Origin of the sequence: Haladaptatus sp. AB618 (genome assembly GCF_024136965.1) — an archaeon.
GTDB lineage: Archaea > Halobacteriota > Halobacteria > Halobacteriales > Haladaptataceae > Haladaptatus.
Genome location: NZ_JAMYJX010000001.1, coordinates 246,746 through 261,485 on the forward strand (window position 1 = coordinate 246,746; position 14,740 = coordinate 261,485).

Genomic DNA, 14,740 nt, shown 5'->3' on the forward strand with positions numbered 1-14,740 from the left:
ACCGCCATTTACCCGGTAGAGAGTAAACTATGTTACCCCGTCCCATGAGGGAGTATGACGAGGAGGAGTGGGAGGCCCAAAAGCGGTACGGAAAACCGCAACACGAAATTAGCCGCTCGACGAGCGAGCAGGAACTCTACGGCGACCCACAGCACGACGTAGCGGACGAGCACTCACTCAGGAACTCGGATTTCGACCTCGACCTCGGATACGCCTTGGACGTCACGCGATTCGACTTCGTGCAGGAAGTCGACAGTACGGAGCACCAACTCCTGTTCGCTGTGGAACGATAGTTGAGAAAATCGTTCGCCTCGACGCTTTTTGGTTCGACTTATCGATTCGCCCGGTCGAGCGCAGCGAGCGCCTCCGCCGCTTCTCGCGTTGCGGCCAGCAGTTCACGCGAGTAGCCTACATCGTTCGTGCTTTCGGCCTCCCTCGTGAGGGTCGTCAGTTTTCGAACCAACGCGTTCCGTGCCTCGGTGAGGTCTCCCGCTTCACCCGTCGCCTGCGTTCGTCCTGATGTTCGTGGCTCGGGTTGCCGCGGCCGTTCGTCCACCTCGTTTCCGCTCGCTTGACTCGGCGGCGCACGTCGCGCTCGGTGCGTCGGCGGTTGCTGAGACGGTGGTCGCTGTGGGGTCGGATGCGGCGGTTGATTCTCCGGTTGACCCTGCTGTTGTGGCTGGTCTGGTTCCGCCGATTCGGCTTCGATTTCGCTCACGTTCTGGCTCGTGGTCTCGACGGCTGAGTCATCCGCGGTCGTTTCCTCGTTTTCCCCTGCCGATTCGGACGCTGCCTGCTGGCACGTCGAACAGAACTCGTTTCCGTCGTAGCGGAAAATGGGATCACCACAGGTGTCGCAGTGCTTTCCCGTCATCGTCGCACCTTGCAACAGCAGTTCGCTCATCCGCTGGGTCGACTTTCGCTCCTTCCTATCGTTTTCGTACTGCTGGCGGAGTTTCTCTCGCTCCGCTTCCTTATCGAAGTCACTCATGAACGAACCAAGACCCTCCAAACTCTTGCCCCTTTCCCTCACCCCGAGGTTTATATACGAAACCGGGGCCAGAACCGCCGTGTCGAAGGTTCCATTCAGCGACCTGGAAGCCGCTACGTACTGCCCGCGAAAACTCTACTATCGACGGACGGACGACATCACCGTCCCGGATATCGTCACTGAACGACGTGAACTCGCATATCAGTACGACCGATTGGTCGATGCGCCCACTTCCGAACTCGCAGACCTCCCGTTAGAAGTCTCACCCGCCCAGTTCCGGGAAAATCTCGAACGCGCAACACACCTCGAAGACTGGGAAATCCTCGCCGACCCATCGGAACGCAACCGACCCGTCGAGGGAAAGGATTGTCGCGGAATCGTCCACAAAGTCCTCGACGGCGACCCGCCAGTTCCGTCGATGATCTTCACCGGAACCCCGCCCGAAACGGGTATTTGGGAGCCACAGAGCGTCCGAGTCGTCGCCGCCGCGAAGGCGCTCTCGTGGGAGTACGAACGGATGATCGAACGCGCGTTCGTGGAGTATCCGGCACACGGTATTGTGCGTGAAATCGCCCTCTCGACGCGCCGGAAAGCGGCCTATCGGCGCGTTCTTCGCACCGCCCGCGCCATCGACGGCCCACCGCCGCGGCTGACGAACACGTCGAAATGCGACGCCTGTGAGTATCGGGCCGAATGCGGGGTGAAAACCAGAACGCTTCGCTCACTCCTCGGCGGCTAGCCACGCCTCGATCGCGTCGGCATTTTCGCCGCGGCGGAGGATCTCCCCCCGTTCGACGTTCACCACGGTGCTTCCGGTCCCGCCGGTTTCACCGCCGTCAATGACGACTGCGGCGGCATCTCGAATCTCGTCGTCGAGTTCGTCGAGCCGTGTTACGCTTCCCCGACCACTCACGTTGGCACTCGTGCTGGTGATGGGTGAGACTCGCCGGAGCAGTTCCAGCGCGAGCGGTTGGTCCGGAATCCGAACCCCGACGTGGGAGCGCCCACCTGTGAGGAGGTCCGGAACGACATCCCGTTTTTCACAGAGCACGGTCACCGGTCCGGGAAGGAACTCGTCCATGAACGCCGCTTCGCGGGTCGTCGGGCGGACGTACTCCCGTGCGGTCTCCACGTCCGGAACCGCGAGCGAAATCGGTTTCTCGCGCGCTCGTCGCTTTGCATCGAACACACGCTCGATGGCTGTCGAGTCCACTGCGTCGGCAGCGAGACCGTACACCGTTTCGGTGGGATAGACCACGAGATCGCCATCCCGAATGGCACGCGCCGCGCTGTCGAGTTCGTCGTCGTGCGTGTCGTCTCGTTCGTCGTTCATACCTGACGTTGTGGGTTCCACGAAAAAAGCGTAGCGTCGTCCGTTCCCGATTATCCTTCGATGGCGCTTTCGACTTCGTCGTAGTCCGGGAAGTCGGGCCATTCGGTCGCGACCCACGCGTACTCCACGGTGCGGTCCTCGTCCAACAGGAACATCGCCGGTCGCGGTTCGCTGATGCCTTCCATCCCGTCCAGGTCGTTCACGATGCCGTACGCTTCCGCGACATCGTTCGCGGGGTCGCTGAACAGACTGTACTCGATTTCGCGCTCCTCGATGAGGGTCTTGTGCTCGTACGGCGACGAGATCGACAGGCCGACGATCTGCACGTCGTATGTGTCGTCCCACGCGCGATCACGCAGTTCGTTCCACACGTAGGTCGCCGGGAACGCGCCGTCCATGCTGTGGAAGACGAGCAGCGTCCGTCCGTCGGCCGTGATATCCGAGAGGGAGGCGTTCTCCCAGAACTCCGTGTTGACCAGCGGGCGGGTGAAATCGGGGACCGTCTCGCCGACTTCCGGGTGATCCGCTTCACCGAGTTCGACCACGTCGAAGTCAGGCATTATTCGGCCCCTCCGTAGGTATTTTCGAGGTACTGGACGATGTTCGCGCTCTCGCTCATCGTTACGCCCGTGCTCTCGTCCACGATGGCCGGGACGGTTCGTTTGCCGCTGATGCGTTTGACGACGTTTCGATCCGAGTGCATGGGTTCGATGAATCGCGACTGGTACGGGAGGTCGTACTCCTGTAGTTTTCGAACCACGCGCTCGCAGTACGGACACGCCTGCAGTCGATACAGCGTGATGGCCGGATTTGTCGCCTCGGTGCTCATACACCCTGATTGGGCCGAAACACGTGTAAGGTCTTCGTTCTCGGCAGTTTCGATCGATATTTAGGAGGGAAAAGGATAAAGAGTTAATCCCGCTGACGGTCAAGATGGGTTATCAAATGGGACTCTCTCCGACACTCATCGCCCTCTCACAGACTGCGCCACTAAATAGTATGCTGGACGTTCAGCCCAACGGACCGATCGTCCGGTGGGGCGGGATCGTCCTCATTTTCGTGCTTCTCTTACTGTCTGCGTTCTTCTCCTCCTCGGAAATTGCCATGTTTTCGCTCGCGAAACACCGCATCGATGCGCTCGTCGAAGACGGCATTCCGGGTGCGAAAATAGTCAAATCTCTGAAAAGCGACCCTCATCGGTTGCTCGTGACGATCCTCGTCGGCAACAACATCGTCAACATCGCGATGTCGTCCATCGCGACGGTCATCGTTGGCTACTACTTCGACCCCGGTGTGGCCGTCCTCGTCTCCACGTTCGGCATTACGACGCTCGTCCTGTTGTTCGGAGAGATCGCCCCGAAATCGTACGCCGTCGAGAACACGGAATCGTGGTCGCTCAGAATCGCCCGACCGCTCAAGTACTCCGAGACGCTTCTCATGCCGCTCGTTATCCTCTTCGACCATCTCACGCGAGCGATTAACAGCGTCACGGGCGGCCAATCGGCCATCGAGACGTCGTACGTGACCCGCGACGAGATTCAGAACATGATTCAGACCGGCGAGCGCGAGGGTGTCATCGAGGAGGACGAACGCGAGATGCTCCAACGCATCTTCCGGTTCAACAACACCATCGCCAAGGAGGTGATGACGCCGCGCCTCGACATGACCGCCGTTCCCCAGGATTCGAGCGTTGACGAGGCCATCGAGACGCTCGTCCAGTCGGGTCACGAACGCGTTCCGGTGTACGAGGGGAGTCTGGACAACGTCATCGGCATCGTCACCGTTCGTGACCTCGTTCGGGAGAAGAACTACGGCGAGACGACGCCGGACGGACTGAAACTCAGCAACCTGATTCAGCCGACCCTCCACGTCCCCGAGAGCAAGAACGTGGACGAACTGCTGACGGAGATGCGCGAAAACCGGATGCAGATGGTCATCGTCATCGACGAGTTCGGAACGACGGAGGGACTGGTCACCATGGAGGACATGGTCGAGGAGATCGTCGGCGAAATCCTCGACGGCGAGGAAGAAGAGCCGATCGAGCGTATCGACGAGGACACCGTCATCGTCCGCGGCGAGGTCAACATCGATGAAGTGAACGAGGCGATGGGAATCGAACTGCCGGAGGGAGAGGAGTTCGAGACCATCGCCGGATTCATCTTCAACCGGGCGGGCAGACTCGTGGAGGAAGGCGAAGACATCGACTACGACGGGGTTCGCCTCCACGTCGAACAGGTCGAAAACACCCGTATCATGAAAGCCCGCATCTCGCGCTTGGATGACGATACAATCGACGAAACCATCGAGGAAGGCGTCGAATCCGGTGCAGAATAGCGGTCGCTGATGGCCGTTTACTGATCGCTCGAAAAAATGGATGTCACTCCGTCCGAACGACGGGGTGATTATTCGACCGGCGTTACTTCTTCCTCTTCTCGCACATGCTCTTCCCGCAACTGCTCTTCCTGTGCGTGGTCGAACTGGCCTTCACCGAGCGCGATGAGGAAAGTCCCCATGAGGTCGAGTGGCAACGTGAAGAACGTCACCAACCCCAGCACGCCTGCAGTCATGCTACCGTACCAGTTGTGACCCCGATACGCCGACGCGCCACCCGCGAACTCGATGACCGAGAACACGAGGACGACACCACCGGCAGTCGCAGCACCAAGCCCACTCAACCCGAGAAGCGAAATACCCGCACTCGTGATGAGGAGTCCAAGTCCAACGATCGCGCCGATAACCCCCGCTAACATCAGCAGGAAGCCGCCTGCCTTGTACGTTCGTGGCGTATACGTTATTTCTCTCTCAACTACTCGGTCTGTTGTTGCCATACTATTTCCCCCGTGTGGACGAAGGGGAGTTTCGCATTTAGCGCCGTCGTCCGTTTAAGAAATTAGATCCTTTTCTGACTCGCTCTGTCCCCCATTACTTCCATCTGACACAGTACGATTTCGTAAACGAACGTCGTACTTTTGCTGACCAAGCGTCTACAGGAGAAGGTGGTGAATCGATGGTGAATATTCCGCATCTCCGATTTCTGGACGACGACGAACAGGAAGAGCAAGCACACCCACTCGGTATACGAACGCTCCGAAAATCAGGTGGTTCGATAGTGGTTACGATTCCGCCGGACGTAATGGAGCTCGTCAACATGAGCGTGGACGACGATGTCGTCATACATGCGGCTTCCGACTCGATTACACTGACGAAGCTTCCGGAACAGGAGTAGCGAGTTTATCGGGGTGGTAATCGACCGTTGAACTGGGACGCGAAATGGCAACTGTTAATAGCCGGGCGTCGCCATTCAATGCAATGAAGGTAGTTTATATGCTACTGGCGTGCTGGTTCGTGTTCTCGCTCGTTGGCGCGACGTTTTTGTACTGGCACAACTCCACGGAACAGCTCACACAGTGGTAACTCTCGGTTTGTGAAGCGTACCGAACAACCGCTGTAATCGAATTAAAACGAAACGTTCGTTTCCATGCCGTCGGTCGCGTCGTCCAAACCGTCTTGTTGAATGTCTCCTGTCATTCTGTCGGATATCTCTCGGTCCTGTAATATGTTCTCGAACTCGTTTGTGTACTGTTGGTTCACCGCTCGTGCCTCGTCTTTGGCTTCGAGGACGCGCTGATAGTGTCGGACGGTTGCCTCGCTGACATCGAGTTCCCCTGCGCAATCGGCCGTCGAAACGTCGTCGTCGACGAGCATTCGGAGACGCTCGATCTCGAACGGGGTCTCGGTATCCGAGAGCGTGAACAGATGGAGATCGATCCGGGCACGGGCCACCGACTCTTCTCGTTCGCCGAGTTCGGCGGCGATTTCCTCGTCGTCGTCACCCGCGTAGAATCGCCGAACGACCGTCGCCAACTGCTCGTCGTCGAGCGTCGTGTTGAACTCGTACCGCTCCCTCATTTCCGTCACGACGGCGAGTAGCTGCTCTTGAATCTTCTCCTCCGTGCTGAGTGAGCCGTGCGCCTCCTCCTGCCGTTCCGTGACTGTCGCCTCGTCCGTCATATTCAGGAACATGTCACGGAGTTCCTCGGTCTTCTTATCCATAGCGCGTAGCTGATGCTTGGATCGTATAAAAACCTGTTGGGCGGTGTATGATATTTATCTCTGTCGTTTGAAACACACTCGCTCGTCAACCGAAGTCCTAATACCGGTTGACCGGAGATGGTCTTCCATGTCGACCGAAACCGAATCCGTCGAACTCGTCGGCGAGCAGATGGTCGGGAACATCGCCCGTACCGCGATGTTCGCCGCTATCATCGGTGCGTTCGCGTACGTTTCGTTTCCGAACCCACTGGCACCGAACATTCCCATCACCCTGCAAGTGCTCGGCGTTTTCCTCGCCGGAATCTTTCTCGGCCCACTTTGGGGGTCCGCATCGCTCGTCCTCTACCTCGTCGCGGGTGTCGTCGGTGCGCCCGTCTTCGCCAATGGCTCCGCCGGATTGGCCGAACTCCAGGGTTTGACCGGTGGCTACCTCATCTCGTACCCTTTCGCTGCCTTCGCCATCGGCGCAATCGTTCATAACGGGTTGACGCTCCGCGACCCCAAGTCCGCGAGCATCGTCCGCCTCGTCAGCGGTATGGTCGTCGGAACTGTTATCATCTACGCTTTCGGAACCGTCGGGTTCTCCTACTACGGCAACTACGGCCTCGTCGATGCGTTCATGCTCTCCGCTGTGGCGTTCATCCCCTTCGAAGCGGTCAAAATCGCTGCCGCAGTCGGTATCGTCAGGAGTGACCGCGTTACGGCCGAATAACGTCCGGAGAACGCTCGAATGATAACAACCGAAAACCTCGTCCATCGATTCGGCGACACGGCGGCGCTCGACGGCATCTCGCTCACGATTCCCGACGGCGAGTTCGTCGTGATTTCCGGCCCGAACGGGAGCGGCAAGACGACGCTCGTCCGTCATTTCAACGGTCTCCTCTCGCCCGATGGTGGGGCCGTTCTGGTTGACGAGACGCCAGTCGAGGACGACCTCGTTGCCGCTCGTACCCGCGTCGGGATGGTGTTTCAACATCCACGGGACACCTTTGTCTCGGCAACTGTCGGCGCGGACGTGGCCTTTGGTCCCGAAAATTTGGGTCTCTCCCACGAAGAAATCGAGAATCGGGTCCAAGAATCCTTATCCGCGGTCGGCATGGACGACCGTCGAGATGCACGAATCGACACTCTCTCGGGTGGCGAATGCCAGCGCGTCGCCATCGCCGGTGCGCTGGCGATGGACCCGGACCACCTCGTGCTGGACGAACCGTTCACCGGACTGGACGGTCCCGCCCGTGATTCCGTCGTCTCCCACCTCGCTACCCTCTCGGACCGCGGAACCGGAATCATCGTCGTCACGCACGATTTGCGCGATGTCTGGTCGCTCGCCGACCGCGCGGTTGCGATTCACGATGGCACCATCGCGGTTGACGGCCCACCCGAAACCATTGCGGACGACCTCGAACGACTCGGCATTCACACGCCTCGATTCGAACGGCATGATTCGAACACCACGAGATTCGAAACTCCATGACACTGGTGTATCGTTCAAGCGGCGCGTTCGCCGAACGCCTCGACTCGCGCGTGAAACTCCTGTTTCAGACGATATTCGCTCTCGTTGCACTCTCCCACACGACGCCGCTCGGGTTGGGCGTTCTGACAGTCGTGGTTGCCGTCGTCCTTCTCGGCGCTTCCGCCTCCCCGCTGTGGGTCCTTCGCGAGTTTCGGTACGTGTTCCCGTTCCTCCTCGGCGGGCCAGCGTTCGCGGCGCTCACGCTCGGCCCGCCATGGGTCGTTCCGGCGGACGCCGTCGCGCCCGCATTGGCGAGTTATCGCGTCGTGCTCGTCCTCTGCGTGAGCGCGGCCTTCGTCCGAACCACGCCCGTTCGGGAGTCACGCGCGGCGATACAGTGGTTGCTTCCCGGTCGAGTCGGCCAGTTTTTGGGGATGGGCGTCGCCTTCGTCTTCCGGTTTCTCCCCGTCCTACAGTCCGACCTGCGCGCCATTCGGAACGCGATGGCCGCTCGCCTCGGCACCGAACGCTCGCTCGCCGAGCGGATGGAACTCGTCGGGTCGGCGGGACTGGCTCGGGCGTTCGACCGTGCCGACACGTTCTCGCTCGCGCTCCGCGCTCGCTGTTTCGCGTGGAACCCGACGCTCCCACGTCTGGCGATTTCGTGGCGTGACCTACCCGCTATTCTGCTGACAATATCGCTTCTCGTGTGGGCGTTCGTATAAACTCACAACACGTTTTCCATTCTCGCATGACGGCGTGGAGACGGTTGGGTGGCAAGATTTAAGCAAGTAGTCTCCTCCTGATAAAACATGGAAATCTTCGCGCTTTCGGAGGCGGGTCCGACGCGCCCAACGTTCTGGCGAATAGGTCCCATGGGCGAGGCAGTGTTTTATTTCCTCGCTATCGTGACCGTCGTCTACTTCCTCTACGGCGTCTACAACCGTTTCGCGCGGTACACGGACGGCGAAGAGGACTGGTTCGACCGGTTGGACGACCTGCCGGGACGGGTGACCCGTGCGGCGAAAACCGTCATCACGAACGAGAAGCAGTTCAACCGCGACCTGTACGGCGGACTGATGCACTCGTTCATCCTGTGGGGTTTTCTAACTCTGCTCATCGGGACGACGATCCTCGCCATCGACATGGACGGCTACCGGAAATTCACCCACTACTTCCTCGGCGGCGAGAAATCCTTCTTCGTCGGCAGCTTCTATCTGGCCTACTCGCTCGTGATGGACGCCATGGGGCTGCTGTTCGTCGTCGGTATCTCGATGGCGCTCTACCGCCGCTACTGGGTCCACAAGGAACGCCTCTGGGGCAAACACACGGGGCGAGAGGACGACCTATTCATCTGGACGCTGTTCCTGCTCGGCGTCGGCGGCTACCTGACCGAAGGCGTCCGTATCCTCGGCACCAGCGCCACCCGTAACGTGGACTTCGAGACGGTGAGCTTCGTCGGTTGGTTCGTCAAGGACGTGCTCTCGGCGGCGGGCGTCACCCCACAGGCGGCCACGACGTGGTATCCGGTCGCGTGGTGGTCCCACGCCCTCATCGCGCTCGTATTCATCGCCGCGATTCCCTACGCCAAACCGTTCCACATGCTGTCGTCGTTCGCCAACGTCGTCACGCGCGACGAGAAGGCGGGCAAACGACTCCCGGGCGTTCCCTCCGATGCCAGCCCGGACGAAATCGGTGCCTCCGACATCGATGACTTCTCGTGGAAACAGATTCTCGACCAGGACGCCTGTACGAAATGTGGCCGCTGTTCGTCGGTCTGTCCCGCGAACGCGTCCGGCCGTCCGCTCGATCCGCGCGACGTGATTCTCGATTTGAAGCAGTACCGTGAGAACCTCGACGCGGGCATGACCGACGAAAAGCCCATCATCGCCGACGGCGGCACCAGCGTCATCGACAGCAGCACGATGGAATCCTGTATGGCCTGCATGGCTTGCATGGACGCTTGCCCGGTCGAAATCGAACATCTCAACTCTTTCACGGAGATGAATCGTCGGCTGACCGAATCCGGTCAGATGGACGCCAACGTGCAGGACGCGATGATGAACGTCTTCCAGAACGGCAACGCGTTCGGCGACCCCGAACGCCGCCGCCCCGAGTGGACCGAGGAACTCGACTTTGAGATTCCCGACGCCCGCGACGAGGACGTGGAGTTCCTCTGGTACGTCGGCGACTACCCGTCCTACGACGAGCGCAACCGCCGCGTCGCCCGCTCGCTCGCCACCATCTTCCACGAGACGGGCATCTCCTACGGCATCCTCTACGAGGACGAGCAGAACGACGGCAACGACGTGCGCCGCGTCGGCGAGGAAGGTCTCTATGAAATGCTCGTCGAGGACAACGTCGCCGCGTTCGACGAATGCGAGTTCGACAAAATCGTCTGTACCGACCCGCACAGCTACAACACGTTCAAAAACGAGTATCCGGAGATGGCCGACGACTTCGACGCGCCGGTCTACCACTACACGCAGGTCGTCGAAGAACTGTTCCGGTCCGACCGACTGGGACTCTCCGGAAACGAACTCGACTACACGGTCACCTACCACGACCCGTGTCACCTCGGACGCTACAACGACGAGTACGAGGCACCGCGCGAAATCGTAAAAGGCACCGGTTGTACCCTAGACGAGATGCCGCGCAACCGCTCCAACTCGTTCTGCTGTGGCGGCGGCGGTGGCGGCCTCTGGATGGATTTGGAGGAGACCTCCAAGCCGAGCGAGGAGCGCATCCGCGAAGCGCTCGAAGACACCGACGCCGGAGCGGGTGTCGAGAAGTTCGTCGTCGCCTGCCCGATGTGCATGACGATGTACGAGGACGGAAGAAAAACGGGCGGCTACGAGGACGACATCGAAATCATCGACGTGGCCGAACTCGTCGTGGAAGCGCTCGGCGCTGAAGAGAAGATTCAGGTCTCGGCCTGAACTCGTCGATTTTCGCGTTTGGTTTTTACTCGGACGAGCGACGCCGCCAGTTCGAACGATGGAGACCCCCACCGTCCAGCAGCGTGACGGCGAGTGCTGTCGCTGCCGCGAGCAGTCCCGTCGGATTCGGGACGAACAGCGGTCCGAGTACCGCGCCCGCAGAGAGACCGATCAACGCACAAACAACTGTTCGAATTCTGATTGTATAAATGGATTGACAATAATGGGATGAAGAAAATCACTTTCGAACGTTCCACACTCCGACCGTGACCGGGTTACTCATCTTTCCTCCGAAAATGGTTAGAATCATAATAATTATGCGGAACGAGGCCCACCGCACGGACGATGAACTCCCTCCTCTTCGACCTCGCAGCGTTTAGTTTCATTACGCAACTCGTCGCGCTCTACATCCAGTACCGCCAAGAAAAACCCCGAATCGTCCTCGCCACGTGGTCCAGCTACACCCTCTTCTGGGCGTATCTCGCCGTGACGCAGTTCTTCGAACTTCGTTTCGCTACCATCGGACTTGGGGTTCTACTGGTGGCTATCCTCGCGCTCACTGCCGTTACAGTCCATCGTCAACTTCGAAACAACCGAACGCAGTCCGCCTGATACTCGAACTCACTTCTTCTCTTTTTCCTACTCCTCCCGCGCCCCTCCGACCGCACGGGCGATGAGACCGGCCTGTGCGCCCGCCACGAAGCCAGCGTCGATGTTTACGGTGGAGAGGACGGTACAGGACTGCAACATCCCCGAGAGCGCCGCTTCGCCGCCGCTAGCGTGGCCGTAGCCGTTCGAAACGGGGAGTCCGATGACGGGCGTGTTCACGAGTCCGGCGACGACCGTGGGCAGGGCACCCTCGCGGCCAGCGGCGACGACGAGCGCGTCCACCGCGCGGAGGGTGTCCACCTCGTCCAGCATCCGGGCGATGGACGCCACGCCGACGTCGTGCAGTTCCTCGATGGTCGCACCCATCTCCGCCGCGATGACGGCCGCTTCCCCGGCGGGAATCGCGTCGCTCGTACCGGCGCTGACGACGCCGACCGTCGCGTCGATGTTCGGTACCTCGAACTCCGGTCCGTGTGCGACGAGCAAGTTCGCCCGGTCGTGAATCGTTACGGTGGCGTCGGGGTGATCGGCGTCGAGGCGACGACGGACCGCTTCGGTGTGTTCCTCGTCCGCTCGCGTGACGAGCGCTCTGCCTGCCGTTTCGACGGCCGTCGCGGAGAGTTCGGCGACTTCGCTCGGCGTCTTTCCATCGCAGAGAACCGCCTCCGGTACGCCACGGCGTGTCTCGCGGGCGGCATCGAACCGTCCGGCACCGTTCGTCGCGTATCCGGTCAACTTCGCTTCCGCTTCGGCGACACTGACTTCGCCGTCCGCGACCGATTCGAGTAGTTCGCGCATATTCGGGACTTTGTGGCCCTCCTACTCCGTTCTATCGTCTTCGGTCACTCGATACTACTTCACTTAAAGCTTGTGGCTATCTCGACAGAGTAGGTCACATTCTTCGACTCGTGGCTGTTCACCGCATAATTTGGGAAGCTTTATTAACTGGGCTACGGAACGTGAATCCTGTATGGCAGACCTTATTGTCAAAGCGGCTGTGAAGGAAGCGCTCGACGACAAAAACGTTGCCTCGGACTTCTACGACGCACTCGACGAGGAAGTCGCAGGACTTCTCGAGGACGCCGCACGACGTGCTGAGGAGAACGACCGAAAGACGGTCCAGCCCCGCGACCTGTAAATCGGAAACATCCTTTCATTCATTTTTTGATCGCCGACCAGCGACGGCGTTCCTCGAAATAGCGCCTTCGACGCTATGATCGCCGTACTTCGACACCATCGTCCGTTCCGACGTGTATCTCGTCGGCCATTCCGACGAACAGTCCGTGTTCGACCACACCCGGAAGCGCCGAGAGTTCACACGCGAGTTCGGCCGGTGAGTCGATGGCTCCGAACTCGCAATCGATGACGAGGTTCCCGTTGTCCGTGACGACCGGCCCGTCCTTGTGCGCCGCTTCGCGCAGACTCGGCTCGCCGCCCAGGCGGCGAACCTCGTCGGCGACGGTCGTCCGCGCGGCAGGGAGCACTTCGAGCGGTACGGGATGGGTTAATCGCTCGTCAGCCTTGCTCGGATCGGCGACGACGAGGAATCGCTCCGCCGCACCGTCCACGATTTTCTCCCGAGCGTGTGCCCCGCCGCCGCCCTTGATCAGGTCGCCCCCGGCGAACTGGTCGGCACCGTCGATGGCGACGTCGACGGTTTCGACCGAATCGAGATCGGTGAGTGGAATCCCTTCCTCCTGTGCGAGTTGCCGCGATTGGAACGACGTCGGGATTCCCCGTATGTCGAGTCCGGCATCCACCATCCGTCCGAGCGCCCGAGTCGCGTACGCCGCCGTACTGCCCGTCCCCAATCCGACTACCATTCCATCCTCGACTGCTTCCGCCGCGTTCTCGCCCGCATTCCGCTTCGCTTCGTCGCTTCCACCCGTCGTTTTCATATTCGTGGAAATCGGTGCACGGCGGAAAAAGGTTGCTAGCCCGAGGGGGAGACATTCGCCCCGTTAAATAAACTGGATTTTCGAAGGGTCAATTACAGGTTCGCATCTCTCATACAACTATTCGGATGTGGTTCCCCACATTCGGGAGGAGGGAACTCGGTTCCTCTTGGGTTACGCCCGAGTCGATCTTCGAACGGGAACGCGCCCGGTTGTACCGTCATCTGTCGTCACTCGGATCGAAACGTCGCCCGAGCGTGTTCCCGTGACTCATTGCTCCGCGTCGTTCATACCTGCTTGCGTCAGTCTTCGAACGGTAGAACGCCGGGTTCCTCGACGACGACCCACCAGTGGTAGTCCGCTTTGGGATGTCGGCGCTCTACGTGTTCTCGTAGCGTCTCGCCCTGCTCGAAGTCACGCCCACAGAGGTTACAGCGGTGATGTCGCTTTCGCGCCATGGAACTAGAACGCCGTTGAAACGCTAAAACTCGTCGCCCGCTCATGTACTGTCCTCCTGTTTCCATCGTCTCTCCGCCCGACTCGTCGCGTCATAGATTCCGTCAGCTATCGCCGTCCCCCATAGCACTATTGTGCCCGCTCGCGTACTCTCCCGCATGCCACGCGAAGAACTGGTACACGCAGCAGAGGAACTGAAACACGCCAGTGCCGACGCCTCCGGCGAGGTCAAAGAACGCCTCGAATCACAGGCCGACACGCTTCAGTCGCTCGCTCAGGCCGACCAGGGTCCGGACCACGGCCGACTCGCCCGAATCATGCACGCCCTCTCGGAACTCAAGGAGGACGCGGACGAAGACACCGCCGAGCGTATCCAGAGCGCGTACGACCACGTCGAGGCGCACCGTGAGACCGTCAGCGGCGTCTGATCTTTTATCCCGTAGCGAGCACAAGATCTATTACTGACTCTTTTCTTCCAGTAATTATCATGAAACGACGCGCGTTTCTCTCCGCAATCAGCGTCGGCCTTGCCGGAGCCGCTGGTTGTGCCTCCAAACTCCCCGGATCCGCCAAAATTGGTTCCCATCAATCGACAAAAACCAGTCGTTGTGAACACAATACACCGACGAATACGACGAAACCGACGAAGGAGAACATACAGCTCAATTACAGTTGCATCCGCAACGCTGACCACGTCCAGCAGGAATCGTTCACCTTCGTCAACACTGGTGACACACGCGTCGACTTTTCCGGCTACCGCGTTGCCTTCGAGAAAGAGAGCATGTACAAAATCGACGGTCCCGTACTGCTTCCGAACGGCGAACTAACGATCATCACCGCCAGCAACAGTTCGACAACATCTCCAAAACCGTATTGTGCTAACCACGTCGTTCAGCACCACTTGAAAAGGCCGCTGTTCGCGGATTATCACGCCAGTGTTGCGCTGGTGGCCCCCGACGGGACACGCGTACTCACACGGGCGTTCGACTTGCCGCGTTCGAACTGAAAAAC

The 14,740-nt window shown here is 59.8% G+C and carries 22 protein-coding genes; 12 read left to right on the forward strand and 10 right to left on the reverse strand.

Features of this window, described 5'->3' with window-relative positions; all coding sequences use genetic code 11:
- Positions 1 to 44: 44 nt before the first annotated feature.
- Entirely contained in the window at positions 45 to 293 is a 249-nt protein-coding gene (locus tag NKF26_RS01250; protein ID WP_253224925.1) for a hypothetical protein, read from the forward strand.
- Between the two features lie 38 nt (positions 294 to 331).
- On the opposite strand, the gene NKF26_RS01255 is transcribed toward NKF26_RS01250, so the two are convergent.
- Positions 332 to 991: an Sjogren's syndrome/scleroderma autoantigen 1 family protein gene (locus NKF26_RS01255; RefSeq protein WP_253224926.1), complete on the reverse strand. Its 660-nt coding sequence runs from the start codon at positions 989 to 991 to the stop codon at positions 332 to 334.
- A gap of 79 nt (positions 992 to 1,070) precedes the next feature.
- On the opposite strand from NKF26_RS01255, the gene NKF26_RS01260 reads away from it, so the two are divergent.
- Complete coding sequence (locus NKF26_RS01260) at positions 1,071 to 1,730, forward strand: hypothetical protein (RefSeq protein WP_253224927.1); 660 nt, start codon at positions 1,071 to 1,073, stop codon at positions 1,728 to 1,730.
- On the opposite strand, the gene NKF26_RS01265 is transcribed toward NKF26_RS01260, so the two are convergent.
- Genes NKF26_RS01265 through NKF26_RS01275 form a run of 3 tightly spaced genes read right to left on the reverse strand, consistent with a single transcriptional unit; the run spans position 1,713 to position 3,153 of the window.
- On the reverse strand, positions 1,713 to 2,324 hold the full coding sequence (locus NKF26_RS01265) for an L-threonylcarbamoyladenylate synthase (protein WP_253224928.1): 612 nt from the start codon (positions 2,322 to 2,324) through the stop codon (positions 1,713 to 1,715). The genes NKF26_RS01260 and NKF26_RS01265 overlap by 18 nt on opposite strands.
- A gap of 50 nt (positions 2,325 to 2,374) precedes the next feature.
- The gene (locus NKF26_RS01270; RefSeq protein ID WP_256486453.1) at positions 2,375 to 2,884 is read right to left on the reverse strand and encodes a redoxin domain-containing protein; all 510 of its coding nucleotides are present in this window, start codon (positions 2,882 to 2,884) and stop codon (positions 2,375 to 2,377) included.
- On the reverse strand, positions 2,884 to 3,153 hold the full coding sequence (locus NKF26_RS01275; protein ID WP_253233923.1) for a glutathione S-transferase N-terminal domain-containing protein: 270 nt from the start codon (positions 3,151 to 3,153) through the stop codon (positions 2,884 to 2,886). The genes NKF26_RS01270 and NKF26_RS01275 overlap by 1 nt, the downstream gene beginning before the upstream one ends.
- Before the next feature lie 170 nt (positions 3,154 to 3,323).
- On the opposite strand from NKF26_RS01275, the gene NKF26_RS01280 reads away from it, so the two are divergent.
- Positions 3,324 to 4,658, forward strand: coding sequence for a hemolysin family protein (locus NKF26_RS01280; protein WP_369682122.1), 1,335 nt, complete (start codon positions 3,324 to 3,326; stop codon positions 4,656 to 4,658).
- Between the two features lie 68 nt (positions 4,659 to 4,726).
- On the opposite strand, the gene NKF26_RS01285 is transcribed toward NKF26_RS01280, so the two are convergent.
- Positions 4,727 to 5,152, reverse strand: a complete 426-nt coding sequence (locus NKF26_RS01285; protein WP_253224931.1) for a hypothetical protein — start codon at positions 5,150 to 5,152, stop codon at positions 4,727 to 4,729.
- A gap of 179 nt (positions 5,153 to 5,331) precedes the next feature.
- Between NKF26_RS01285 and NKF26_RS01290 the strand changes: the two genes are divergently transcribed.
- Positions 5,332 to 5,550: an AbrB/MazE/SpoVT family DNA-binding domain-containing protein gene (locus NKF26_RS01290; protein ID WP_150123039.1), complete on the forward strand. Its 219-nt coding sequence runs from the start codon at positions 5,332 to 5,334 to the stop codon at positions 5,548 to 5,550.
- A gap of 230 nt (positions 5,551 to 5,780) precedes the next feature.
- On the opposite strand, the gene NKF26_RS01295 is transcribed toward NKF26_RS01290, so the two are convergent.
- Entirely contained in the window at positions 5,781 to 6,377 is a 597-nt protein-coding gene (locus tag NKF26_RS01295) for a conditioned medium-induced protein 4 (RefSeq protein WP_253224932.1), read from the reverse strand.
- Positions 6,378 to 6,504: 127 nt separating this feature from the next.
- On the opposite strand from NKF26_RS01295, the gene NKF26_RS01300 reads away from it, so the two are divergent.
- The 4 genes from NKF26_RS01300 to NKF26_RS01315 all read left to right on the forward strand — a co-directional run bounded on the left by NKF26_RS01300 (position 6,505) and on the right by NKF26_RS01315 (position 10,769).
- The gene (locus tag NKF26_RS01300) at positions 6,505 to 7,089 is read left to right on the forward strand and encodes a biotin transporter BioY (RefSeq protein WP_253224933.1); all 585 of its coding nucleotides are present in this window, start codon (positions 6,505 to 6,507) and stop codon (positions 7,087 to 7,089) included.
- 18 nt (positions 7,090 to 7,107) lie between these two features.
- Positions 7,108 to 7,851 carry an energy-coupling factor ABC transporter ATP-binding protein gene (locus NKF26_RS01305; protein ID WP_253224934.1) on the forward strand — a complete coding sequence of 248 codons (744 nt, stop codon included), beginning with the start codon at positions 7,108 to 7,110 and terminating at the stop codon, positions 7,849 to 7,851.
- Complete coding sequence (locus tag NKF26_RS01310) at positions 7,848 to 8,555, forward strand: energy-coupling factor transporter transmembrane protein EcfT (protein WP_253233924.1); 708 nt, start codon at positions 7,848 to 7,850, stop codon at positions 8,553 to 8,555. The genes NKF26_RS01305 and NKF26_RS01310 overlap by 4 nt, the downstream gene beginning before the upstream one ends.
- 87 nt (positions 8,556 to 8,642) lie before the next feature.
- On the forward strand, positions 8,643 to 10,769 hold the full coding sequence (locus NKF26_RS01315; protein WP_253224936.1) for a (Fe-S)-binding protein: 2,127 nt from the start codon (positions 8,643 to 8,645) through the stop codon (positions 10,767 to 10,769).
- A gap of 25 nt (positions 10,770 to 10,794) precedes the next feature.
- Here the strand turns inward: NKF26_RS01315 and NKF26_RS01320 are convergent, their stop codons facing one another.
- A complete protein-coding gene (locus tag NKF26_RS01320; RefSeq protein ID WP_253224937.1) occupies positions 10,795 to 10,944 on the reverse strand; it encodes a hypothetical protein in 150 nt (49 codons plus the stop codon).
- Positions 10,945 to 11,114: 170 nt separating this feature from the next.
- Here NKF26_RS01320 and NKF26_RS01325 point away from each other — a divergent pair, with 170 nt between their 5' ends.
- Positions 11,115 to 11,381 (forward strand): hypothetical protein, encoded by a 267-nt coding sequence (locus NKF26_RS01325; protein WP_253224938.1) that lies wholly within the window; start codon positions 11,115 to 11,117, stop codon positions 11,379 to 11,381.
- A 27-nt stretch (positions 11,382 to 11,408) separates the two neighbouring features.
- On the opposite strand, the gene larB is transcribed toward NKF26_RS01325, so the two are convergent.
- Entirely contained in the window at positions 11,409 to 12,176 is a 768-nt protein-coding gene (gene larB, locus NKF26_RS01330; RefSeq protein WP_253224939.1) for a nickel pincer cofactor biosynthesis protein LarB, read from the reverse strand.
- Between the two features lie 172 nt (positions 12,177 to 12,348).
- Here larB and NKF26_RS01335 point away from each other — a divergent pair, with 172 nt between their 5' ends.
- A complete protein-coding gene (locus NKF26_RS01335) occupies positions 12,349 to 12,516 on the forward strand; it encodes a DUF1931 family protein (RefSeq protein ID WP_066140253.1) in 168 nt (55 codons plus the stop codon).
- A gap of 73 nt (positions 12,517 to 12,589) precedes the next feature.
- Here the strand turns inward: NKF26_RS01335 and rpiA are convergent, their stop codons facing one another.
- Together rpiA and NKF26_RS01345 are read right to left on the reverse strand one after the other, a co-directional pair.
- Positions 12,590 to 13,276: a ribose-5-phosphate isomerase RpiA gene (gene rpiA, locus NKF26_RS01340; protein ID WP_253233925.1), complete on the reverse strand. Its 687-nt coding sequence runs from the start codon at positions 13,274 to 13,276 to the stop codon at positions 12,590 to 12,592.
- 299 nt (positions 13,277 to 13,575) lie between these two features.
- A complete protein-coding gene (locus tag NKF26_RS01345) occupies positions 13,576 to 13,731 on the reverse strand; it encodes a hypothetical protein (RefSeq protein WP_253224941.1) in 156 nt (51 codons plus the stop codon).
- Between the two features lie 156 nt (positions 13,732 to 13,887).
- Here NKF26_RS01345 and NKF26_RS01350 point away from each other — a divergent pair, with 156 nt between their 5' ends.
- On the forward strand, positions 13,888 to 14,157 hold the full coding sequence (locus tag NKF26_RS01350; protein ID WP_253224942.1) for a hypothetical protein: 270 nt from the start codon (positions 13,888 to 13,890) through the stop codon (positions 14,155 to 14,157).
- Positions 14,158 to 14,216: 59 nt separating this feature from the next.
- Positions 14,217 to 14,735 carry a lamin tail domain-containing protein gene (locus NKF26_RS01355; protein WP_253224943.1) on the forward strand — a complete coding sequence of 173 codons (519 nt, stop codon included), beginning with the start codon at positions 14,217 to 14,219 and terminating at the stop codon, positions 14,733 to 14,735.
- The last annotated feature ends 5 nt before the right edge of the window (positions 14,736 to 14,740 follow it).